This is a genomic window from Streptomyces sp. NPDC040610 (assembly GCF_055594065.1).
In genome coordinates this window covers 994,337-1,016,414 of record NZ_JBVIXA010000002.1, presented here as the reverse complement: position 1 = coordinate 1,016,414, position 22,078 = coordinate 994,337, and the positions used below count along the sequence as shown (strand labels likewise).

Below are 22,078 nucleotides of genomic sequence, written 5' to 3'. Positions count from 1 at the left end.
CGATGGCTGTCGAGAGCGGCCCCCGGGCGGTCAAGGCCGCGGACGCCGTCGGCGTCCGCGGCCGCGGCCCCCGCCCGGGCAAGAACCCCGGACGCCTGCGCAGGGCCCTGAGCACCCACTGGTACGCGTGGGCGATGGTCGCCCCCGTGGTGATCGTCATCGGCGTCATCGTCGGCTACCCCCTGGCCCGCGGCGTCTTCCTGTCGACGACGAACGCCAACGAGGCGAACGTCGAGCGCACCATCGGCGTCAACCACATCCCGGCGACCTACGAGTCCGTCGGCCTGGACAACTACAAGGCGATCCTCGACGACGGCGTCTTCTGGGACCGGCTCAGCTGGACCGTCATCTGGACGGTCTCCTGCGTCGCCCTGTCGTTCGCCATCGGCCTCGTCCTCGCGAACATGCTCAACCGCAGGCTCAAGGGCCGCTCCTTCTACCGGATGGCGCTGATCCTGCCCTGGGCGGTGCCCGCGTTCGTCTCCGTCTTCACCTGGCGGCTGCTCTTCAACGAGAAGAACGGCGTCCTCAACAAGGTCCTCGAAGGCGGCGGCATCGACGCGATCCCGTGGCTGAACGACCCCACCTGGGCGAAGTTCTCCGTGATCGCCGTCAACGTCTGGCTCGGCGTGCCGTTCATGCTCGTCGCCATGCTCGGCGGGCTCCAGTCCATCCCCGGCGAGCTGTACGAGGCCGCCGAGATGGACGGCGCGAGCCCCTGGCAGCGCTTCCGCCACGTCACGCTGCCCGGCCTGCGGTCCGTCGCCACGACCGTGATCCTCATCAGCGCCATCTGGACCTTCAACATGTTCCCGGTGATCTTCCTGCTCACCCGGGGCGGCCCGGGGGACGCCACCGAGATCCTCGTGACGTACGCCTACCGCCTGTCGTTCGTCGTCAGCCCACGCGACTTCGCCGGGTCCGCGGCCTGGGGCGTGCTCATCCTGCTGCTCCTGTCGCTCTTCGCGGTGGTCTACCGCCGCGCGCTCCGCAAGCAAGGAGAGGTGTGGTGACCACCGTGACCCCGGACAAGAAGGCGACAGGGCCCGCGCGCGGCGGGCCCGGCCCGCGGCCGAGGAAGGCCAGGCGGCGCGGCGAGCGCGGCCCGCTCGCCTCCGTCGCCCTGCACACCACCCTCCTGATCGCCTCCCTCATCGCGGTCCTGCCGCCGCTGTGGCTGCTCGTCACCTCGTTCAAGCCGCAGAGCGAGGCGTTCTCCACCGCCCTGGTGAAGGACTTCACGTTCGGCAACTACGACCACGTCCTGAACGACACCAAGTTCCTCGACTGGGTCCTCAACTCGCTGTTCGTCGTCGGCCTGACCACCGTCATCGGCGTCTTCATCTCCGCGACCACGGGCTACGCGGTGAGCCGGTTCAAGTTCCCCGGCATGCGGCCCCTGATGTGGCTGCTGCTCATCACACAGATGTTCCCGGTCGCCGTGCTCATCGTGCCGCTGTACAACCTGCTCGCGAGCATGGAGCTGCTGAACCAGCCCATGGGCCTGGTCCTCACCTATCTGACGATCGCCGTGCCGTTCTCCGCGTGGATGATGAAGGGGTACTTCGACACCATCCCCGTGGAGATCGACGAGGCGGGCCGCGTCGACGGCCTCAACCCGTTCGGCACCTTCTGGCGGCTCATCATGCCGCTGGCCAAGCCCGGCCTCGCCGTCACCGCCTTCTACAGCTTCATCACCGGCTGGGCCGAGGTCGCCTACGCCTCCGCGTTCATGACCGGCGAGGAGAACCTGACGCTCGCGGGCGGCCTGCAGACCTTCGTCAACCAGTACACCAGCGACTGGGGTTCGCTCACCGCCGCGGCCGTGATCGTGGCCGTGCCCGCCGCCGTGATCTTCGGCTTCGTGCAGCGCCACCTCGTCTCCGGGCTCACGGCCGGCGCGACGAAGTCCTGACCCGGGCGCCCCGCCGGACCCCGCGTCCGGCGGACCCGCCCGACCCGCACCACGACTCGACCAGACTCGACCTCTCAGGGAACACATGACCCAGCATCTCGCTGCCCCTGCCGCCCCCGACTCCGGCACGCGTACGGACTGGTGGCGCGACGCGGTGATCTACCAGGTCTATCCGCGCAGCTTCGCCGACGGCAACGGCGACGGCATGGGAGACCTCGAGGGCATCCGGGCCCGCCTGCCGCACCTGAAGGACCTCGGCGTCGACGCCGTCTGGCTCTCCCCGTTCTACGCCTCGCCGCAGGCCGACGCGGGCTACGACGTCGCCGACTACCGCGCCATCGACCCGATGTTCGGCACCCTCCACGACGCCGACGCGGTGATCAGGGACGCGCATGCCCTCGGGCTGCGCATCATCGTGGACCTGGTGCCCAACCACTCCTCCGACCGCCACGACTGGTTCCGCCGCGCCCTCGCGGACGGCCCCGGCTCGCCCCTGCGGGAGCGCTACCACTTCCGCCCCGGCAAGGGGCCCGGCGGCGAACTGCCGCCCAACGACTGGGAGTCCATCTTCGGCGGCCCGGCCTGGACCCGCACCACCGACCCCGACGGCACCCCCGGCGACTGGTACCTCCACCTGTTCGCGCCCGAGCAGCCCGACTTCAACTGGGAACACCCCGCCGTACGCGACGAGTTCCGCTCCATCCTGCGCTTCTGGCTGGACATGGGCGTCGACGGCTTCCGCGTGGACGTCGCCCACGGCCTGGTCAAGGCCGAGGGGCTGCCCGACATCGGCCACCACGACCAGCTGAAGCTGCTCGGCAACGACACCATGCCGTTCTTCGACCAGGACGGCGTGCACGCCATCTACCGCAGCTGGCGCCAGGTCCTCGCCGAGTACGCGGGCGACCGCGTCCTGGTCGCCGAGGCCTGGACGCCCACCGTCGAGCGCACCGCGCACTACGTACGCCCCGACGAGATGCACCAGGCCTTCAACTTCCAGTACCTGGGCACCCACTGGGACGCCGCCGAGCTGCGCGAGGTCATCGACAGCTCGCTGGCCGCGATGCGCCCCGTCGGCGCCCCCGCCACCTGGGTCCTGTCCAACCACGACGTGACCCGGCACGCGACCCGCTTCGCCAACCCGGCCGGGCTCGGCACCCAGCTGCGCACCCCCGGCGACCGCGCGCTCGGCCTGCGCCGCGCCCGCGCCGCCACGCTCCTGATGCTGGCCCTGCCCGGCTCCGCATACCTCTACCAGGGCGAGGAACTGGGCCTGCCCGACGTCACCGACCTGCCCGACGAGGTCCGCCAGGACCCCTCGTTCCACCGGGCGCAGGGGCAGGACGGGTTCCGCGACGGCTGCCGGGTGCCGATCCCGTGGACCGTCGACGGGCCGTCGTACGGCTTCGGCACCGGCGGCAGCTGGCTGCCGCAGCCCGCGGGCTGGGGCGAGCTGAGCGTCCAGGCGCAGACCGGTGACCCGACGTCGACGCTGGAGCTGTACCGCGCGGCCCTGCGGGTGCGGCGTACGCAGCCGGGTCTCGGGGCGGGTGAGGGCCTGGAGTGGACCGACGCGCCGGCGGGCGTGCTCGCCTTCCGGCGGGAGGAGTTCGCGTGCACCGCGAACACCACCGGGGTGCCCGTACGGATCGTGGCGCCCGGCCGGATGCTGCTCGCGAGCGGCCCCGTCGAGGTGACCGGGGGCGAGGTGGAGCTGCCCGCCGACACCACCGTCTGGTGGGCGGTGTGACGACCTCCCCGCCGCGGGACGCCGAACGCGGCGCCCCGCGGCTCGCGGACATCGCCGCCCAGGCGGAGGTCAGCGAGGCCACCGCGAGCCGCGTCCTGAACGGCAAGGCGGGTGTGGCCGCCGCGACCCGGCGCCGCGTCCTCGCCGCCCTCGACGTGCTCGGCTACGAACGGCCCGTGCGGCTCAAGCGCCGCAGCGCGGGCCTGGTCGGCCTGGTCGTCCCCGAGCTGACCAACCCGATCTTCCCGGCCTTCGCGCAGGTCGTGGAGCAGGTCCTGGCCGGGCACGGCTACACGCCCATGCTGTGCACCCAGATGCCGGGCGGCGCCACCGAGGACGAGCTGGTGGAACAGCTGGAGGAACGCGGAGTCAGCGGCATCGTGTTCCTGTCCGGGCTGCACGCCGACGCGAGCGCCGACCACGGGCGCTACCTCGAACTCGCGGGCCGCGGCGTGCCGTTCGTCCTCATCAACGGATTCAACGCGCACATCCCCGTCTCCTGCGTCTCCGCCGACGACCGCGCGGCCGTGCGGATGGCGGTGCGCCACCTCGTGGACCTCGGGCACGAACGGATCGGCCTGGCCATCGGGCCGACCCGCTACGTCCCCTCGCGGCGCAAGGCGGAGGGGTTCGCGACGGCGCTGCACGAGTACGTCGGCCTGGCACAGGGGGAGGCCGAACCGTTCGTGCAGCGCACGCTGTTCACCGTCGAGGGCGGTGCGGCGGCGGCCGGGGCGCTGCTCGACCGCGGCTGCACCGCCGTGGTGTGCGGCAGCGACATGATGGCGCTCGGCGCCGTCAGGGCCGCCAGGGAGCGCGGCCTCACGGTGCCCGGTGACGTCTCCGTGGTGGGCTTCGACGACTCGCCCCTCATCGCGTTCACGGACCCGCCGTTGACCACGGTGCGCCAGCCCGTGCAGGCGATGGCGTCGGCCGCCGTCGGCGCCCTCCTCGAGGAGATCAACGGAAATCCCGTGCAGCGCACCGAGTTCGTCTTCCAGCCGGAACTCGTCGTACGAGGCTCAACGGCCCAGGTGCGTCCCAAGGGTTGACCGTGATGGTTGACGGTCGTACGGTCACGGGCGAAAACACTGCCGCAATCTTGCTGCAACAACCTTCAACGGCCTGACGAGCACCCCCATCGCCGGAGAAGGCCCCCACGTCACCCGCGCAGGAGGCCCCCGTGACACGTCGTACGCGCAGGAAGCAAGGAACAGGACGCAAGGCCCAGGCCGCCACCTTCGCCCTGCTCGTCGGGGTCGGCGGGGGCCTGGTCGGCGGCGCGCCGCAGGCCGCCGCCGCCCCGCCCGGCGCCAAGGACGTCACCGCGGTGCTCTTCGAGTGGAAGTTCAGCTCGGTGGCCAAGGCGTGCACGGACCGGCTCGGCCCCGACGGCTACGGCTACGTCCAGGTGTCGCCGCCGCAGGAGCACATCCAGGGCCCGCAGTGGTGGACGTCGTACCAGCCCGTCAGCTACAAGATCGCGGGTCGGCTCGGTGACCGGGCCGCCTTCAAGAGCATGGTCGACACCTGCCACGCGGCGGGTGTGAAGGTCGTCGTCGACACGGTCATCAACCACATGGCTGCGGGCGACGGCACCGGCACCGGCGGCACGTCGTACACGAAGTACACCTACCCGGGCATCTACTCGCGCCCCGACCTCGACAACTGCACCGCGCAGATCACCGACTACCAGGACCGCACGAACGTCCAGGAGTGCGAACTCGTCGGCCTCGCGGACCTGGACACCGGCGAGGAGTACGTACGCGGCCGCATCGCCGCGTACATGAACGACCTGCTCTCCCTCGGCGCCGACGGCTTCCGTGTGGACGCCGCCAAGCACATGGCCGCCGGAGACCTCGCGAACATCAAGTCGCGCCTCAAGGACCGGAACGTCTACTGGAAGCAGGAGGCGATCTTCGGCGCGGGCGAGGCCGTCTCGCCGGACGAGTACCTGGGCAACGGCGATGTGCAGGAGTTCCGTTACGCCCGCGACCTCAAGCGCGTGTTCACCGGCGAGAAGCTGGCCTACCTGAAGAACTACGGCGAGGGCTGGGGCTATATGCCGCCCGGCAAGTCCAACGTGTTCGTCGCCAACCACGACACCGAGCGCGGCGGCGACACCCTCACCTACAAGGACGGCGCGAACCACACCCTCGCGCACGTCTTCATGCTCGCCTGGCCCTACGGCTCCCCGGACGTGCACTCCGGCTACGAGTTCACCGACCGGGACGCAGGACCGCCCAACGGCGGCCAGGTGAACGCCTGTTACCGCGACGGCTGGAAGTGCCAGCACGCCTGGCCCGAGATCAAGGGCATGGTGAAACTGCGCAACACCGCGCGCGGCGCCGACGTCACCCACTGGTGGGACAACGGCAACAACGCCATCGCGTTCGGGCGCGGCGACAAGGCGTACGTCGTGATCAACCACGAGGGCGCCGCGCTCGACCGGACCTTCCAGACGTCCCTGGCCCCGGGCACCTACTGCGACGTGCAGGGCGGCCGGAGCGTCACCGTCGACGGCTCGGGCCGTTTCACCGCCTCCGTGGCGCCGAACACCGCCCTCGCCCTGCACACCGGCGCGAAGTGCTCCGCAGGGTGAGGTGCGTTCGGACGACGTGTGTCTGCGGGGCCGCTGTGGCCGGTCGCGCAGTTCCCCGCGCCCCTTCAGGGCGCCTGCGCGCCGCAGTCGAGCGCATGTGAGCGCACCCGGATCGCCCGGTCCCACCGACCCCCTGAGCCCTGTTGACCATGCCGAAGGAGAACGCACCCCCGTGACCGCCTCCGCACGCCGCACCGCCACCGCGATGGCCCTGGCCCTGCTCGCCGCCGCCGTGCCCCTGACGGGCGCGGCGGCGGCGCCCGGCGCCCCGGCCGCCGCTCCCGGCCCGACAAAGGCCGAGGCACAGTGGATCGACCGCGACACCGTCGTCTGGAACACCGGCGCCGAACCCGCCGCGCGGGGCGGTGAACGCGCGCCCGTCAGCACGGAGTTGGCGTACGCGCGGCGCGGCGGCATCACCGTCGCGGACGGCGGCCTCACCGGTGGGGCGCACCGCATCCGCCTCGCCCCGGTGCCCGGCGGCCTCACCGAGGCGCAGCGGGCGAAGTTCCCGCACCTGAAGACCTACGCGGCCTTCCGCGTCGACCCGCGCGACCGCGACCGGATCCGCACGGCCCTCACCGGCCAGCTCGTCGCGGTCCAGCGCGCGTCGGACGGCGCCCTGAAGGCCGCCACCGGCGTACAGACACAGGGCGTGCTCGACGACGTCTACGCCCCCGCCGCCACGAAGGCCGCGCTGGGCCCCGGCTTCACCCACGGCAGGCCGTCGCTCGCGGTGTGGGCGCCCACCGCCCAGGACGTGCGGCTCGACATCGGCGGCCGGACCGTGCCGATGCGCAGGGACGCGGCCTCGGGCGTCTGGTCGGCGAGCGGTCCGCGGAGCTGGGCCGGGAAGCCGTACCGGTACGTCGTGAAGGTGTGGGCGCCGAGCGTGCGCAAGGTCGTCACCAACAAGGTCACCGACCCCTACACCACCGCCCTCACCACCGATTCCGCCCGAAGCCTCCTCGTCGACCTCGACGACCCCGAACTCGCGCCCAAGGGCTGGCGGACCCTGCGCAAGCCGCCCGCGACCCCCCTGCGGGACGCGCGGATCCAGGAACTGCACATCCGCGACTTCTCCATCGCCGACCGCGCGGCCAAGCACCCGGGCAAGTACTTGGCGTTCACGGACCGCGCGTCGAACGGCATGCGACACCTGCGCAGGCTCGCCAGGTCCGGGACGTCGTACGTCCACCTGCTGCCCGCGTTCGACATCGGCACCATCCCCGAGCGCGCGTCCGAACAGGCCACCCCCGACTGCGACGTGGCGTCCTTCGCACCGGACTCCGAGGAGCAGCAGGCCTGCGTGGGCAAGACCGCCGCCAAGGACGCCTACAACTGGGGCTACGACCCGCTGCACTACACCGTCCCCGAGGGCTCCTACGCGAGCGACCCCGAAGGCCCCCGGCGCATCGTCGAGTTCCGCGAGATGGTGCAAGGACTCAACGGCGCGGGTCTGCGCACCGTCATGGACGTCGTCTACAACCACACCGTCGCGAGCGGCCAGGCCGACAAGTCGGTCCTCGACAAGATCGTGCCCGGCTACTACCAGCGCCTGCTGGCCGACGGCTCCGTGGCCACCTCCACCTGCTGCGCGAACACCGCGCCCGAGAACGCCATGATGGGCAGGCTCGTCGTCGACTCGATCGTCACCTGGGCGAGGAAGTACAAGGTCGACGGCTTCCGCTTCGACCTGATGGGGCACCACCCGAAGGCCAACATCCTCGCCGTCCGCAGGGCCCTGGACGCCCTCACCCCGAAGAAGGACGGCGTCGACGGCAAGAAGATCGTGCTCTACGGAGAGGGCTGGAACTTCGGTGAGATCGCCGACGACGCCCGCTTCGAGCAGGCCACGCAGCGCAACATGGCGGGCACGGGCATCGCCACCTTCTCCGACCGGGCCCGCGACGCCGTGCGCGGCGGCGGCCCCTTCGACGAGGACCCCGGCGTCCAGGGCTTCGCCAGCGGCCTGTACACCGACCCCAACACCTCCAAGGCGAACGGCACTCCCGCCGGGCAGAAGGCCCGCCTCCTGCACTACCAGGACCTGATCAAGGTCGGCCTCACCGGCAACCTGGCCGCGTACGCCTTCACCGACTCCTCGGGCCGCAGAGTCACGGGCGCCGACGTCGACTACAACGGCGCCCCCGCCGGATACGCGGCCGAACCCGGCGACGCCCTCGCCTACGCCGACGCCCACGACAACGAGACGCTCTACGACGCCCTCGCCTTCAAGCTCCCGCGCGGCACGGCGGCCGCCGACCGGGCCCGGATGCAGGTCCTCGCGTCGGCGACGGCCACGCTCTCGCAGGGCCCGGCGCTGTACCAGGCGGGCAGCGACCTGCTGCGCTCCAAGTCCCTCGACCGCAACTCCTACGACAGCGGGGACTGGTTCAACGCCATCCACTGGGACTGCCGCGACGGCAACGGCTTCGGCCGCGGCCTGCCGCCCGCCGCCGACAACAAGCCCAAGTGGCCCTACGCCAAGCCCCTGTTGGCGGACCCCGCGCTCGCCCCCGGCTGCGCGGACATCCGCGGCGCCGCGGCCGCGTACCGGGATCTGCTGCGGCTGCGCGCCACCGCGCCGGAGTTCTCCCTCGCGACCGGCGAGCGGGTCCAGAAGGAGCTGTCCTTCCCCCTGTCCGGCACCCCGGGGGAGAAGCCCGGCGTCATCACCATGCGCCTCGGCTCCCTCGTGGTCGTCTTCAACGCGACACCCCAGGAGCAGTCCCAGCACGTCGAGGCCCTGAAGGGGACGGCGTACGCGCTGCATCCCACGCAGGCGCGCGGAGCCGACCCCGTGGTCAAGTCGGCCGCGTACGCGAAGGGTTCGGGGACCTTCCAGGTCCCGGCGCGGACGGTCGCGGTGTTCCGGCGCGGCTGACGGCTGCAACTCAGGCCCGGCCGAGGACGCTCCGCACGAAGGCGTTGCGGAACGTCCCGGCCGGGTCGAGCTCCGTTGCCAGGGCGGCGAAGTCCCCGAGGCGCGGATGGACGGCGCCCAGGCTCGCCGGAGGGGTGCGGAAGACCTTGCCCCAGTGGGGGCGGGGCGCGAAGGGCGCCAGGGCCTCCTCCGCGCGGGCGATCACCGGCAGGACGGCGGCCGGGTCCGGCGCCCAGGTGAAGTGGAACGCCACCGAGTCGCGGCCGTACGCGGGGCTGAGCCACTGGGTGTCCGCCGCGACCGTGCGGACCTCGCAGACCTGGAGGACCGGCGCGATCGTCTCCCGGACGGCGTCGAGCGCGTGCAGCGCGGGGAGCGTGTCGGCGCGCGGCAGCAGATACTCCGACTGCAGTTCCGCGCCGCTGCTCGGCGTGAAGTCGGCGCGGAAATGGGGCAGTCGGTCGTGCCAGGGGCCGGGGACGCCCAGCTGCTCCGTGCAGTTGTCCGCGGCCGCGCCGGGCACCGGATGCCGGGGCGCGGTGGCGGGGGCGGCCCACGGGAAGTCGACGCCGCGCCCCGCCCGCTGCTTGAGACACACGGTCGTGAAGCGCGGGCCGCGCCAGTCGGTGAAGAGGCTCACGCTGTACGCCGACGACGTCACCGCGTCGAAGTCGAGCCCCGCGAGCGGGAGTTCCACGAACACGTGCTGAGCCACCTCGTACGCGGGCTCCAGGTCGAGGGTCAGCGCCGTCACCACGCCGAGCGCCCCCAGCGAGACCACGGCCCCGTCGAACCCGGCGTCCCCCCGGCGCAGGGTGACGAGGCCGCCGTCCGCCGTCATCAGCTCCACCGCGCCCACCGACGACGACAGCGGCGGCAGTGTGTTTCCCGAGCCGTGGGTACCCGTCGCCACCGAACCCGCGACCGAGATGTGGGGGAGCGAGGCCATGTTGGGCAGCGCGAGCCCGGACGCGTGCACGCGGCGGGCCAGTTCGGCGTACCGGACGCCGCCCGCGACCCGCACCGTGCGCGCCGCCGTGTCGACGTCCACGGTGGGCGGCAGCCCGGCCAGGGAGAGGAGCGTGCCGTCCGGGCCGTCGGTGTCCGCGATCCGGTTGAAGGAGTGCCCGCTGCCGAGCACCCGCACCTGCCGGGAGCCGGTCACCAGCGCCCGCAGCTCCTCCAGCGAGGTCGGGCGGCGCAGCTCACGGGCCGTGAAGGCGATGTTCCCCGCCCAGTTCGTCACCACGTCGTCGGCACTCATGCTCGTCGTTCCTCCGGGGGGCGGGGCTCCTGGGCGCGGAAGCCGTCGGGGGCGGGCCGGTTCATTACCGGCCATCGTGCCCGGCCGGTCGGAGTCGGAAATACCCCCCTGGGTATGGTGGGAGGTAAGGAGTGAATACCCCCGGGGGTAATGGACCGGAAGTGCGACCCCGGAAGGGCGGAGGCGCACCCCGGAACCCCGGAGGGGCCGAAGCGGAAAAGGAGTGACAGCCGTGTTCTTCGTCGACACCCTCGAACTCGCAGGGCTCGGGAACCGCAGCTATCTGGCCGGAGGCCCGGACATCGCTGTGGCCGTCGACCCGCCGCGCGACATCGAGCAGGTCATCGTGGCGGCGGCCCGGCGCGGGGTGCGGATCGGGTACGTCGCGGAGACGCACGTCCACAACGACTACGTGAGCGGCGGGTTGGAGCTGGCCCGCGTGACGGGGGCGCGGTATCTGGTGCCCGCCGGTGCGTCCGTGGCGTTCCCGCACACGCCGGTCGTGGACGGCGATGTGGTGTGCGTGGACGAGGCGGCCGAGGCGGCCGAGGCGGCCGAGGCGGTCGGGGCGGTCGGGGTGGAAGAGGCGGCCGACGAGGGCAGGGCTGGCGGGGCGTCCCGGGCGGACCGGTCCGTGGCGCTGCGCGCGGTCGCCACGCCCGGTCACACCCCGCACCACCTGTCGTACGTCCTGACGGTCGGCGGCCGCGCGATGGCCGCGTTCACCGGCGGCTCCCTGCTGATCGGCACGGTGGGCCGCCCCGACCTGGTCGAGCCGCGCCTCACCGAGCCGCTGGCCCGCGCCCAGCACGCCTCGGCGCACCGGCTCGCCGAGGAGCTGGACGACGCGGTGCGCGTGCTGCCCACGCACGGCTTCGGCAGCTTCTGCTCGGCGACGCGGTCCGAGGGCGACACGACCACCATCGGCGCGGAGCGCGCGGCCAACGCGGCCCTCACCCAGGACGAGGACACGTTCGTCGCCGAGCTGCTCGCCGGGCTCGACGACGTGCCCGCGTACTACGCCCACATGGGCCCGGCCAACGCGGCGGGGCCCGCGCCGGTCGACCTGACCCCGCCCCGGACCGCCGACGCCGTCGAGATCGCCGCGCGCCTCGCGGCCGGGGAGTGGGTGGTGGACCTGCGCGGCCGGGTGGCGTTCGCCGCCGGGCACGTCGTGGGGTCCTTCAACTTCGAGGCCGAGGGCAAGCTCGCCACGTATCTGGCGTGGCTGATCCCGTGGGGCACCCCGGTCACGCTGCTCGCCGACTCGCCCCACCAACTGGCGGACGCCCAGCGGGAGTTGGTGCGCGTGGGCATCGACCGTCCGGCGGCGGGCGCCACGGGCGACCCCGGTGGCTGGGTGCGTGCGGGGGAGCGCCTCGGGTCCTTCCCCCGGGCGACGTTCGCCGACCTGGCCGAGGCCCGCAAGGAACGGGACGACGTGGTGATCCTCGACGTGCGCCGCGCCTCGGAGCGGGCGGGCGCCCACATCGAGGGGTCCGCGCACGTGCCGCTCCACGAACTCCACGGACGCCACGGCGAGGTGCCGGACGGCGAGGTGTGGGTGCACTGCGGCAGCGGGATGCGCGCGGCGATCGGGGCGTCGCTCCTCGCCGCCGCCGGGCGCGCGGTCGTCGTGGTCGACGACGCCTTCGACGCGGACGCCCTGGACCGGGCCGGACTGCCCGTCCACGACGGCCACGCCCGCGCGTGAGCACCCTCGTCCTGGCCCTGGTCGCCGGGGCCGTGGTCGGACTGGCCCTCGGCGCGCTCGGCGGAGGCGGCAGCATGCTCGCCGTCCCCGCCCTCATCTACCTCCTCGGCTTCACCCCGGCCGACGCCACCACCGCGAGCCTGCTGATCGTCGCCGTCACCTCGGCCACCGCCCTGTACGCCCACGCCCGCTCCGGGCAGGTGCGCTGGCGCGCGGGTGCGCTGTTCGCGGCGGCCGGAATCCTTCCGGCCGCCGGGGCCGGGGCGGTGGCGAGCAGGTTGCCGCAGGCGGCGCTGACGGCGGCGTTCGCCGGGGTGGCGGGGGTTGCGGGGGTGTTGATGCTGCGGGTCGGGCGGACGGGGCGGGATGGGCGAGCCGGGCGGGCGGGGAGCGGTGGTGGTGTGGGGCGTGGTGTGGGGGTGGAGCGCGAGGGAGGCGCGGGGCGCGCGGGTCGTGCGGAGGGCTCGGAGTGCGGGTGCGGAGTCGTGCGCGAGGGAGGCCCGGGGCATGGGCGCGGCCCGGAGTGCGAGAGCGGATCCGTGCGCGAGGGCGGATCAGGGGGCGAAGTCGGCCCTGAGCGCGGAGGTGGCTCGGAGTGTGGGGGCGGAGCCGCGCCCGGCGGCGGGGAGCGGCGCGCGGGCACCGGGGGAGGCCGTCGCGTCCGCGCGCGGGCCGGTGCCGTGCGGAAGGGGCGGGCGGCCGGTGCCGGGGCCGGGCTCGGTGCGCTGACCGGGCTGCTAGGCGTCGGCGGCGGGTTCCTCGTCGTACCGGCCCTCGTCACCGTCCTCGCCTTCGAGATGCGGGCCGCCACCGGGACCAGTCTGCTGGTCATCGCCGTCAACTCCCTTGCCTCGCTGGTCACGCGCGGCAGTACGACGACCGGCCTCGACTGGGCGGTGGTCGCGCCCTTCACGGGCGCGGCGGTCCTCGGCGCCTGGGACGGCAAACGGCTCGCCGCCAGGCTCACCGGGGCCGCGCTGCGGCGCACGTTCGCGATCGTGCTGCTGACCGTGGCCGCCGCGATGGGCGTGGACGCGGTCGTCCAGAGCGGCGGCTGGGGGTGACGGGGCCGTGGGAGGAGCCCTATGCCAGCGACAGGAACAGCTTCTCCAGGCGGGCCCGCATCCGCTCCCTGTCACCACTTTCGGCCAACTCCGTGTCGGTCAGGCAGTGCTGGAGGCCGGTGGCGATGATGGCGAACCCGGCCTTGTCCAACGCCCGGGACGCGGCGGCCAGCTGGGTGATGACCTCTTCGCAGTCGCGGCCCTCCTCGATCATCTTGATCACGCCGTTGATCTGGCCCTGGGCCCGGCGCAGCCGGTTGACCGCCGTCTTCAGTTCCTCGGCCGCCATCGTCAGTTCCACTGCTCACTCCGATCTGGATACCCCTATGGGTACCGTACGGGAGTGGTGCACGCATCAACCAAGACATCCCCAAGGCCATCCCCAAGGCATCCGATGAAGGGAACCCCCGTGCCGTCCCCCTCCGCGCTCACCGCAGACCAGGTCCGCCACCGCCTGGACGCACTGGCCGTCGTCGACGTCCGCACCCCCGCCGAATTCGCCTCCGGGCACCTCCCCGGCGCCCACAACATCCCCCTGGAACGCCTCCCCGAAGCCCTGCCCGCCCTGCAGGCCGCGGCGGCACGCGGGGAACTCCTCATGGTGTGCGCCTCCGGCAACCGCTCCGCCCGGGCCTGCGCGACCCTGGCCGAACACGGCATCCCGGCCGCGACCCTCACCGGCGGCACCACCGGCTGGACGCAGCACGGCTACGACGTCGAGCGCACCCGGAGCACGGCCCGCGCCACCTGGGCCATGGAGCGCCAAGTCCGCCTGACCGCTGGGTCCCTGGTCCTGACCGGCCTGGCCCTCGGGCTGCTGTGGCCGTACGCCCTGTGGCTGTCCGCCGCCATCGCCGGGGGCCTGGTCTTCTCCGCGCTCACCGACACCTGCGGCCTGGCCACCGTCCTGGCGAGGCTGCCGCACAACCGCCCCCGCGACACCGACCTGCACGCCACGCTCGTCGCCCTCCACCGCTGACGGCAAGGCGCCCCGACCGGGCGTCAGTCGGCGGTGGCGGTGCCGAAGTCGCGTACGTAGCGCCGCTGCCAGGGAGTCTCGACGGCGCGGCGGTGATAGTGCGCGCGCACATAGGCGACGGCCTCCCCGGCCGGGACGCCGTCGAGCACGGCCAGGCAGGCGAGGGCCGTGCCGGTGCGCCCGAACCCGCCGCCGCAGGCGATCTCCACCCGCTCCGTGGCGGCGCGCGCCCAGGCCTCGCCGAGGAGTTGCCGTGCCGCGAGCCGGTCCGTGGGCAGCCAGAAGTCGGGCCAGCGCAGCCAGCGCGCGTCCCACGGGACCTCGGGCGGCGGCTTGCCCTGGAGATACACGGCGAACATCGGCTCGGGTCCCGTGGGCAGCGGGCGACGGAGTCCCCGGCCGCGCACGAGCCTGCCCGAGGGCAGCCGCAGCACGCCCTCGGCGGTCTCACTCCAGGTCTCGGCCACATGATCACTCTACGGAGAAAGGCGGCAGCGCGGCGTGAGTTGCGCTCCGGGCGAACCACCGCACTTACGGAGCCGCAGGTCACTGAGTACTTCGCGTACCAAAGGGACAATGGCCATCTCGCCCTAGCCGATACTCACCCGGTTCTAACGGAATCTTGACTTCGACAGGGCATATTGACGCACATGACAACCATGGTTCCTGTCTGCCCGTACTGCGGCCGGGTGGAATGCATCTGTCCGGCAGTGGCCGGCCACTTCGCGTCGGCCCGCGCGTGCGCGCCGACGGCCACACCGCCGCGTGTCAGGCGGGGCGCACCGACCACGCGGACGCTGATACGCCGCGTGGGCCCCGCCCACAGGACGGGGCCGCACCGCCCCGCCCTCCGTGCCCTGAGCACACCGAACCCGACCACCACGGGCAGGACCCCCGCCGAGGTGACCTGCCCGTAGTCGGTGCCGCCACCGACACCTGACCTGCCGTCGTCGCATGCGCCCGCCCTCTGGCCGACGACGACGGCGACCAGTACCGTGCCGATGCCGCCCTCATCGATGCACCATCGATGAACGAGGGCGTGATCGCCGCGAGTTCGTACGCCCATCGTGTCTCCGGCATGCCCGGAAACTCGCCGTCGATCGGGCAGTGGGGGGTCGGATGAGCCGGGACGAGGCGGAGCAGTGGCGAAAGGGGAGACGGTGACGGACTGGAAGCCGGTCGTCGAGGTCGCGGTGCACGAGTGGGCCGAGCTGGGCGAGGGCCCCACCTGGGACCCGGCCGCCGACCGCCTGATCTGGGTGGACATCCTCAACTCCCGTGTCCACACCTACCGTCCGGCGAGCGGCCACCGCACGGTGCTCGTCACGGAACAGCACGTCGGCGCCGCGAAGCCCCGCGCGGGCGGCGGCCTCGTCGTCAACCTCCGCGACGGCGTCGGGCTCTACGCCCCGGACGGCGCCTTCTCCTGGCTGGTGCGCGACCCGGTCGCCGGACGCCGTGGCAACGACGCGGCCGTCGCCCCCGACGGCGCACTGTGGGCGGGCACCATGCGCTACGACGAGGCGCCCGGCGGCGGCGCCCTCACACGCGTCACCGCCGACGGCACGGCGACCGAGGTCTTCCCCGCCGTGGCCGTCAGCAACGGCACCGGCTGGAGCCCCGACGGCACCCTCCTGTACTACGTGGACAGCCCCACGCGACGCGTCGACGTCTGCCGCATGGACGGTCAACGCCCCGGCGAACGCCGTGAGTTCGCCGTCATCGCGGACTCGGACGGCTTCCCGGACGGCCTCACCGTGGACGCCGAAGGCTGCGTGTGGGTGGCGCTCTGGGACGGCGGGCAGGTGCGGCGCTACACCCCGGACGGGACGCTGGACCGCGTCCTGCGGCTCCCCGTGGCACGCCCCACCGCGTGTGCGTTCGGCGGCCCGGACCTGCGTGATCTGTATGTCACGACGGCCCGGACCGGCCAGGACCGCCCGCACCCGATGGCGGGCTCGGTCCTCGTGGTCGAGGGCGCGGGCCAAGGGCTGCCGGGGACCGCCTTCGCGGGCTGACGCCCGGAAGGCGCGGCCGTCCCGGGGCGCCACGCGGGCCTCAGACGGTCCGGCTCGCGAACATCGAGGAGATGACGCGCTCCGCCTGGTCGGCCAGGTAGAAGTGGTCGCCGGGCAGCACGAGCGCGGAGAAGTCACCGCTGCCCGCGTCCCGCCACGCCTCCACGTCCTCCGGCGACACCTCGATGTCCTGGTCGCCGGTGAACACGCCGATGGGGCAGCGCAGCCGTGCCGTCAGGTCCGGTCGGTACGTCTCGATCAGGCGGTAGTCGGCGCGTATCGCGGGCAGCACCATCTCGCGCACGTCGGGGTCGTCGAGGAGCTGGGGATCGGTGCCGCCGAGCTGCTTGATCTCGTCGACGAGCCGCTCCTCCGGCAGCAGATGGACCGTCCCGGGGCGCTGGCGGCGCGGACCCTGGCGACCGGACACGAAGACCTGCCGGGGCGCGGGGCCCGGCCCCGCCTCCAGGCGCAGCGCCGTCTCCCAGGCCAGTGCCGCCCCCATGCTGTGACCGAAGAAGACCAGCTCGCGATCGGGGCGCACACCCGCCCGCAGCGCCTCCGTGACCGCGTCGGCCAGCTCCGTCATGGTGCCGATCGGTCGCTCCGCGAGCCGGTCCTGGCGCCCCGGGTACTGCACCGCGACCAGCTCCACGTCCAGCGGAAGCAGCCGCGCCCACGGCGAGAAGAAGGAAGCGGTGCCGCCCGCGTGCGGGAAGCACACCAGGGTGGTGCGGGCGCCGGGGCGCGGCTGGGTGCGGCGCAGCCAGCGGGGCGTGGGAGCGGCCGAGTTGCCACCGGGACGGTGGGTGGTGGGATTCGATTCGGTGGTCATCAGCACTCCGTCGAGCAGCTAGGCGGTCGGGCCGCGGTTCAAGTGGTCGCCCGCGCGACGGAACCAGAAGCGGGGCAAGTGCCGCAACCCGGGGTAGCGGTTCGGTCGGCGCCCGAAGCGCTACCCCGTGCCGATGCCACGTACACACAGATGTCCGGTCGCCCGGACGCCCGAGCCCCGACAGCTGACAGATTTCGTTCGCTGCCCGCTGCCCGCTGCCCGCTGCCCGCTGCCCGCTGCCCGCTGCCCGCTGCCCGCTGCCCGCTGCCCGTCGGCGGGGTCCGCCCTCACTCGTCGTAGTGGATGACCCCGTCCTCGTCCATCGTCGGGTGCAGCTTCATCGGCTCCGTCGTCTCCATGTCCGAGGGGCGCGCCGACTCGGGTCCGTCGGGGCCGATCCTGACCATGCGTTCCACGCGGCAGACGCGGAAGCAGCGGTCGCGTACGACGATCTGGTTGGCGCGGCCCGCGGTCTTGAACTCCTCGGCGGCGCTGCGGAAGTCGGCGCGTTCGGTGGCGTCGAAGTCGTACAGGAGCGGCCACAGCTCGGTCATGCCGTGGACGAGGAGCCGGCGTGCGTCGTGCGGGGTGGGCATGAGGGCGCCGCGCGGCCGCCACCGCTCGCCCCGGCGTTCCGCGACGCCGAAGCTGACCGGGAGCAGGACGACCTCCGGATAGTCCCGGACGGCCCGCTCGGAGTCCGCGCGGAGGGCGGCGGGGAGGTGGCCGCCGGAGTAGGTGAAGCCGCGCAGGGCGATGCGCAGCGCCCCCGCCATCAGGCCTTCGGCGCTGTTCGGGCCGAGGGTGAAGCCCACGTCCTGCGAGGGCGGGTTCGGCCGGTCGTCCCAGGACGCGACGGCCGGTTCCGGGTCGGTGGGGCGGGGCGGTTCGAGGCCGTCCTCACCGGCGCGGGCGAACTCGTCGCCGCGGATGATCCGGTAGCGCGTGCCGAGCACGGTGACCTCGTCGATCGGCTCGCGTTCGAGCCGGGTCACGGCCGCGAGCAGCGCGCGCCGCTGCTCGCGGTCCTCGGTGTCGTCCTTCGCCTTGAACCACAGCAGGGAGTTGAGGCTGTCCCTGGCCTGCTGGGGCGTGCCCTCGGTGACGTCGCCGAGCAGCCGCCAGGGTTCCTCCGGGCCGGTCTCCCGGGCGGCGATCCCGAAGACCGGCCCGCGCACCGCCAGTTGTGGGTACAGATACGAAGCGTCCACCGCGTCGGCCTCGCTGACCCACGCGGCCGGGTCGTCGCGGCGGACCAAGTCGCTGTGCAGCGCGTCGATCTGCCGCTTCCAGTCGTCAGGCATGGGTGCATTGTCCCGACTCGCGCCGTCCCGCGCGGGCCGCGTCACGCGGGAGCATGACGAAGTGCGCGAATGCCGGGCGCGCGGGGCGGGCGTGCCCTATAGGGGGCCGTCGCTCCGGAGCGGGGCCTCGGCGTACTGAGCCACTCCGTTGCCGAGCGACCAGTCGATCGACTCGTTCTCGGTCACGGTGACGAACACGTTCCGGGGCTCGGTGCCGGCGTACGCGTGGGCGAGTTCGGCGATCCGCCGGTAGAGGGCCCGCTTCTGGTCGGGGGTGCGGCCGGAGCGCATCGTGATGGCCACGTACACGATGCCGCTGTCGCGGCGTACCCCGAGATAGTCGTCGTACCGCAGCGTGCTGCCCCCGCCGCTGTGGCCGTTGAGTACCTGGAACCGGTCGTCGGCGGGGATGCCGATGGTCTCCACGAGTGCGTCGTGCACGGCCCTGCCGAGGGCGTCGAGGCGGTCGGGACCGGCCTCCAGGGCGTCTATGCGGACGAAGGGCATGACGGTGTTCCTCCCGCTGGTCGCTGGTCTGTGCATACTAGTAGGTACAGACGCTTGCCCGCTCGCCACGCAGGTGCCGAGGGCGAGGCCGAGGGGCCGCAGGAGGCGGTGCCCTAACCGGCCGCGTCGGGCGTGTCCTTGCGGAACAGCCCCGTCCAGAGGAACGGTTCGCCGAAGTGCGCCGACTCGGGCGGCTCGTCGCGCATGCGGCACAGCTCGACCTCCGTGAGGTCGGAGAAGATCCAGCGGAGCGACTCGGCGGTGTAGGCGAGCCCGCCCTGGAGTCCGGAGCCGCCGTAGAGGTCCACGTCGGGCAGTTCGGAACCCATGCCGCCCGCGGCGAAGCAGGTGAGGCCGAAGTGGCCGCCGGGCGCGAGGACGCGGTCCAGGAGGGCGAGGTAGCTGACGCGGCGGTGCGGCGGCAGATGGTGGAAGCAGCCCGAGTCGTAGACCAGGTCGTACGGTCCGCCGAGCGCGGCGGGGTCGAGCGCGAACGCGTCGCCGAGGTGGAAGCGGATCTCGGCCCCGGCCTCGCGGGCGCGCTCCTCGGCCCAGGCGAGCGCGGTGGGCGATACGTCGACGGCGTCCACCTCGAAGCCGAGCGCGGCCAGGTGCGTCGCGTTGCGGCCCGGGCCGCAGCCCAGATCGAGGGCGCGCCCCGGCCGGATCAGGCCGCGTTCGACGTACGAGGCGAGGCTCGCGTCGGGCTTCGCCACGAAGAACGGCACCGCCTTGGACCGGTCGCTGTAGAAGCCGTCCCACCAGTCGCCCGCGGCCGCCGTCCAGCGGTCGGCCTCCGGCGCGAACAGCCCGTCGAGCAGCTTCAGGACGTCGTCCACGGAGCGTATGTTCCGGTCCATCCGAACCCCCTTCGAGAGGGGGCAAGAATATCGATGACACCGAAGAAAGACCAGGTCAGGCCGGGTATCCTGGATGTGCAGGCGGGCTTGTGCGGGGTGTCGGACCGGCGTGGGCGGGCGTGCCCCGGACCGCGCTCGTCCGCCCGTGTGCGGCCCCGTCGAACGCCGTCAGGCGGGTACTGCGGGCGCCGCCGGAGCGGGTTTCCCGACGGATGCGGAATCCGGCTGCGGGAAGGCCCGGCGGTAGTCGCTCGGTGACACCCCGACCTGTTTCAGGAAGTGGTGGCGCAGGTTGTTCGCCGTGCCGAGGCCGCTGAGTTCGCCGACCTTCTCGACGGGCAGGCCGGTGGACTCCAGGAGGCTCTGGGCGCGGGCGAGGCGCTGGTTGAGGAGCCACTGGAGGGGGGTCGTGCCGGTGGCGGCCTGGAGGCGGCGGTAGAAGGTGCGCGGGCTCATCGCCGCGCGGCGCGCCAAGTCCGTCACCGTCAACGGCTGGTCGAGGCGCTCCCTGGCCCACTCGAGGACCGGGCTCAGCCCCGCGTCGTCCGTGGCGGGCACCGACAGATCGATGAACTGGGCCTGTCCGCCCGGCCGGTGGGCGGGCACCACCATGCGGCGGGCGAGCTGGTTGGCGACGTGCGCGCCGAGGTCACGGCGTACGAGATGCAGGCACAGGTCGAGGCCCGCGGTCAGGCCCGCGCTGGTCAGGACGTCGCCGTCGTCCACGTACAGGACCGAGTCGTCGACCTCGACGCGCGGATGGCGGGCGGCGAGCTGGGCCGTGTGCTGCCAGTGCGCGGTGGCCCTGCGGCCGTCGAGCAGGCCCGCCTCGGCGAGCGCGAAGGCGCCGTTGCACAGGGACACCATGCGGGCGCCCGCCGCGTGGGCGCGGCGCAGGGCGTCGACGAGTCCGGGCGGCAGCGGCGCGCCCTCCTCGACGCAGGCGTCGGGCACCGACGGCACGATGACGGTGTCCGCGCCGACGATGTCGTCGAGCCCGTACGGGGTGCGCAGCGAGAAGCCGGACCGCGCGGCGCCGTCCTCCTCGCCGCCGCCGATGCCGCAGAGCCGGAGGTCGTACCAGGGGTCGAACAGATCCGGCTGCGGCTTGCCGAACACCGTGCACGGGATGCTCAGTTCGTACAGGTCCCACGACGGGACCCCGATCTCCTCGGTCACGACCACCGCGACGGTTCCAGCGCTCATGCGGGCGAGGATACGAGACCCGCCGGGGTGGCAGGAATTTGGTGGCCACCGTCATCACCGTCACTGTCGTGGCCCCCGGCGCGCTGCGAGGGTGGTCCGTACGTGATCAACGTGATCAGCCGCCCGAAGGCGGATCTTCTAGGAGTTACCACGCAATGAGCGCAGAACGACGCGCCCCCGTGACCGTCATCGGACTCGGCAACATGGGCACGGCCCTGGCCGCCGCCTTCCTGGAGCGCGGCCACCCGACCACCGTCTGGAACCGTTCGCCCGAGAAGGCCAAGGCCCTCGCCGAGCGCGGCGCGAAGGTCGCGGCGACGCCCGATGAGGCGGTGACCGCCGCCGAGTTGGTGATCACCTGCGTCCTCGACTACGACGCGCTGCACACCGTGCTCGACCCGGTCGCCGACCGGCTCGCGGGCCGCGCCCTGGTGAACGTGACCTCCGGATCGCCGGAGCAGGCACGGGACTTCAGGGACTGGGCCGAAGCGCAGGGCGCCACCTACCTCGACGGCGCCATCATGACGACGCCGCCCGGCGTCGGCAGCCCGGACATGATGTTCCTCTACAGCGGTTCGCAGGACACCTTCACCGCGCACAAGGACACCCTGGACGTCCTCGGTGACGCGCTCTTCCTGGGCACGGACCCGGCGGTCGCCTCGCTGTACGACGCGGCGCTGCTCGGTCTGATGTGGGCCACGTTCAACGGCTGGCTGCACGGCACGGCGCTCGTCGGCGCCGACAAGGTGGCCGCCACGGAGTACACCGCGCTCGCGAACCGCTGGCTCGGCGGCGCGGTGAGCGGCTTCCTCACGCGGTACGCGGCGCAGGTGGACGAGGGCCGCTACCCGGGCGACGACGCGACCGTCGACGTACAGATCGGGGCCATCGACCACCTCATCCACGCGGCGGCCGACCGCGGTGTCGACAACGCGCTGCCGGAGCTGCTCAAGGCGACCATGGAGCGGACGAAGGCGGCCGGCCACGGCGGGGACAGCTACGCGAGCGTGATCGAGGTGCTGCGCGGGAAGGGCGGGGTCACCGCCTAGGCGCCGGGCCGCCCGGGAACACGGTGTGGGGGGGGGGGGGGGGGGGGGGGGGGAAAACCCCCCCCCCCCCCCCCGGGGGGGGAGGCTAAGAGGGTGCAGGGAGGGGGGAGGGGGGGGGAAGGAA

17 protein-coding genes and 3 pseudogenes are annotated in these 22,078 nt (G+C 73.0%); 12 read left to right on the top strand and 8 right to left on the bottom strand.

Translation table 11 applies throughout. The features are described 5' to 3' along the window. The first annotated feature begins 2 nt into the window (after positions 1-2). The 6 genes and pseudogenes from ACZ6AA_RS10760 (at position 3) to pulA (ending at position 9,154) form a co-directional block, all read left to right on the top strand. On the top strand, positions 3-1,013 hold the full coding sequence (locus ACZ6AA_RS10760; RefSeq protein ID WP_468459240.1) for a carbohydrate ABC transporter permease: 1,011 nt from the start codon (positions 3-5) through the stop codon (positions 1,011-1,013). Next, on the top strand, positions 1,010-1,915 hold the full coding sequence (locus ACZ6AA_RS10755) for a sugar ABC transporter permease (protein WP_468459238.1): 906 nt from the start codon (positions 1,010-1,012) through the stop codon (positions 1,913-1,915). The genes ACZ6AA_RS10760 and ACZ6AA_RS10755 overlap by 4 nt, the downstream gene beginning before the upstream one ends. An 85-nt stretch (positions 1,916-2,000) precedes the next feature. Continuing rightward, entirely contained in the window at positions 2,001-3,665 is a 1,665-nt protein-coding gene (locus ACZ6AA_RS10750) for a glycoside hydrolase family 13 protein (protein ID WP_468482310.1), read from the top strand. Then, complete coding sequence (locus tag ACZ6AA_RS10745) at positions 3,653-4,717, top strand: LacI family DNA-binding transcriptional regulator (protein WP_468459234.1); 1,065 nt, start codon at positions 3,653-3,655, stop codon at positions 4,715-4,717. Before ACZ6AA_RS10750 ends, ACZ6AA_RS10745 begins: the two co-directional genes overlap by 13 nt. A 194-nt stretch (positions 4,718-4,911) precedes the next feature. Beyond that, positions 4,912-6,264, top strand: a pseudogene (locus ACZ6AA_RS10740) (alpha-amylase); the annotation flags it as partial. 175 nt (positions 6,265-6,439) lie between these two features. Next, positions 6,440-9,154 carry a pullulanase-type alpha-1,6-glucosidase gene (gene pulA / locus ACZ6AA_RS10735; protein ID WP_471457410.1) on the top strand — a complete coding sequence of 905 codons (2,715 nt, stop codon included), beginning with the start codon at positions 6,440-6,442 and terminating at the stop codon, positions 9,152-9,154. Positions 9,155-9,164: 10 nt separating this feature from the next. On the opposite strand, the gene ACZ6AA_RS10730 is transcribed toward pulA, so the two are convergent. After that, positions 9,165-10,418 carry an FAD-binding protein gene (locus ACZ6AA_RS10730; protein ID WP_471457408.1) on the bottom strand — a complete coding sequence of 418 codons (1,254 nt, stop codon included), beginning with the start codon at positions 10,416-10,418 and terminating at the stop codon, positions 9,165-9,167. Positions 10,419-10,650: 232 nt separating this feature from the next. Here ACZ6AA_RS10730 and ACZ6AA_RS10725 point away from each other — a divergent pair, with 232 nt between their 5' ends. The 3 genes and pseudogenes from ACZ6AA_RS10725 to ACZ6AA_RS10715 form a co-directional block, all read left to right on the top strand. Continuing rightward, complete coding sequence (locus ACZ6AA_RS10725; protein ID WP_471457406.1) at positions 10,651-12,132, top strand: rhodanese-like domain-containing protein; 1,482 nt, start codon at positions 10,651-10,653, stop codon at positions 12,130-12,132. Further along, positions 12,129-12,569 (top strand): annotated as a pseudogene (locus ACZ6AA_RS10720) (TSUP family transporter); the annotation flags it as partial. The gene ACZ6AA_RS10725 and the pseudogene ACZ6AA_RS10720, both read left to right, overlap by 4 nt. A gap of 234 nt (positions 12,570-12,803) precedes the next feature. Continuing rightward, positions 12,804-13,196, top strand: a pseudogene (locus ACZ6AA_RS10715) (TSUP family transporter); the annotation flags it as partial. Between the two features lie 19 nt (positions 13,197-13,215). Here the strand turns inward: ACZ6AA_RS10715 and ACZ6AA_RS10710 are convergent. After that, positions 13,216-13,497: a metal-sensitive transcriptional regulator gene (locus tag ACZ6AA_RS10710; protein ID WP_468459224.1), complete on the bottom strand. Its 282-nt coding sequence runs from the start codon at positions 13,495-13,497 to the stop codon at positions 13,216-13,218. A gap of 93 nt (positions 13,498-13,590) precedes the next feature. Here ACZ6AA_RS10710 and ACZ6AA_RS10705 point away from each other — a divergent pair, with 93 nt between their 5' ends. Further along, positions 13,591-14,175 carry a rhodanese-like domain-containing protein gene (locus ACZ6AA_RS10705; protein ID WP_471457404.1) on the top strand — a complete coding sequence of 195 codons (585 nt, stop codon included), beginning with the start codon at positions 13,591-13,593 and terminating at the stop codon, positions 14,173-14,175. A gap of 23 nt (positions 14,176-14,198) precedes the next feature. On the opposite strand, the gene ACZ6AA_RS10700 is transcribed toward ACZ6AA_RS10705, so the two are convergent. Next, positions 14,199-14,642: a protein-tyrosine phosphatase family protein gene (locus ACZ6AA_RS10700; protein WP_468459220.1), complete on the bottom strand. Its 444-nt coding sequence runs from the start codon at positions 14,640-14,642 to the stop codon at positions 14,199-14,201. 693 nt (positions 14,643-15,335) lie between these two features. Between ACZ6AA_RS10700 and ACZ6AA_RS10695 the strand changes: the two genes are divergently transcribed. Next, positions 15,336-16,193, top strand: a complete 858-nt coding sequence (locus ACZ6AA_RS10695) for an SMP-30/gluconolactonase/LRE family protein (protein WP_471457402.1) — start codon at positions 15,336-15,338, stop codon at positions 16,191-16,193. A gap of 40 nt (positions 16,194-16,233) precedes the next feature. Here the strand turns inward: ACZ6AA_RS10695 and ACZ6AA_RS10690 are convergent, their stop codons facing one another. The 5 genes from ACZ6AA_RS10690 to ACZ6AA_RS10670 form a co-directional block, all read right to left on the bottom strand. Next, complete coding sequence (locus ACZ6AA_RS10690; RefSeq protein ID WP_468459216.1) at positions 16,234-17,028, bottom strand: thioesterase II family protein; 795 nt, start codon at positions 17,026-17,028, stop codon at positions 16,234-16,236. Positions 17,029-17,315: 287 nt separating this feature from the next. Beyond that, the gene (locus ACZ6AA_RS10685; RefSeq protein ID WP_468459214.1) at positions 17,316-18,332 is read right to left on the bottom strand and encodes a DUF5954 family protein; all 1,017 of its coding nucleotides are present in this window, start codon (positions 18,330-18,332) and stop codon (positions 17,316-17,318) included. Between the two features lie 96 nt (positions 18,333-18,428). Then, positions 18,429-18,839 (bottom strand): tautomerase family protein, encoded by a 411-nt coding sequence (locus ACZ6AA_RS10680; RefSeq protein WP_468459212.1) that lies wholly within the window; start codon positions 18,837-18,839, stop codon positions 18,429-18,431. Between the two features lie 113 nt (positions 18,840-18,952). Next, positions 18,953-19,699: a class I SAM-dependent methyltransferase gene (locus ACZ6AA_RS10675; protein WP_471457400.1), complete on the bottom strand. Its 747-nt coding sequence runs from the start codon at positions 19,697-19,699 to the stop codon at positions 18,953-18,955. Positions 19,700-19,867: 168 nt separating this feature from the next. Continuing rightward, on the bottom strand, positions 19,868-20,884 hold the full coding sequence (locus ACZ6AA_RS10670; protein WP_468459670.1) for a GlxA family transcriptional regulator: 1,017 nt from the start codon (positions 20,882-20,884) through the stop codon (positions 19,868-19,870). Between the two features lie 176 nt (positions 20,885-21,060). On the opposite strand from ACZ6AA_RS10670, the gene ACZ6AA_RS10665 reads away from it, so the two are divergent. Further along, a complete protein-coding gene (locus ACZ6AA_RS10665) occupies positions 21,061-21,954 on the top strand; it encodes an NAD(P)-dependent oxidoreductase (RefSeq protein WP_471457398.1) in 894 nt (297 codons plus the stop codon). The last annotated feature ends 124 nt before the right edge of the window (positions 21,955-22,078 follow it).

What these genes read in the sequence shown, in the direction of transcription:
- ACZ6AA_RS10680 (WP_468459212.1), bottom strand. Translation starts at nt 18,839, where the DNA reads ATGCCCTTCGTCCGCATAGACGCCCTGGAGGCCGGTCCCGACCGCCTC.
- ACZ6AA_RS10730 (WP_471457408.1), bottom strand. Translation starts at nt 10,418, where the DNA reads ATGAGTGCCGACGACGTGGTGACGAACTGGGCGGGGAACATCGCCTTC.
- ACZ6AA_RS10705 (WP_471457404.1), top strand. Translation starts at nt 13,591, where the DNA reads ATGAAGGGAACCCCCGTGCCGTCCCCCTCCGCGCTCACCGCAGACCAG.
- ACZ6AA_RS10665 (WP_471457398.1), top strand. Translation starts at nt 21,061, where the DNA reads ATGAGCGCAGAACGACGCGCCCCCGTGACCGTCATCGGACTCGGCAAC.
- ACZ6AA_RS10690 (WP_468459216.1), bottom strand. Translation starts at nt 17,028, where the DNA reads ATGACCACCGAATCGAATCCCACCACCCACCGTCCCGGTGGCAACTCG.
- ACZ6AA_RS10750 (WP_468482310.1), top strand. Translation starts at nt 2,001, where the DNA reads ATGACCCAGCATCTCGCTGCCCCTGCCGCCCCCGACTCCGGCACGCGT.
- ACZ6AA_RS10675 (WP_471457400.1), bottom strand. Translation starts at nt 19,699, where the DNA reads ATGGACCGGAACATACGCTCCGTGGACGACGTCCTGAAGCTGCTCGAC.
- ACZ6AA_RS10685 (WP_468459214.1), bottom strand. Translation starts at nt 18,332, where the DNA reads ATGCCTGACGACTGGAAGCGGCAGATCGACGCGCTGCACAGCGACTTG.
- ACZ6AA_RS10760 (WP_468459240.1), top strand. Translation starts at nt 3, where the DNA reads ATGGCTGTCGAGAGCGGCCCCCGGGCGGTCAAGGCCGCGGACGCCGTC.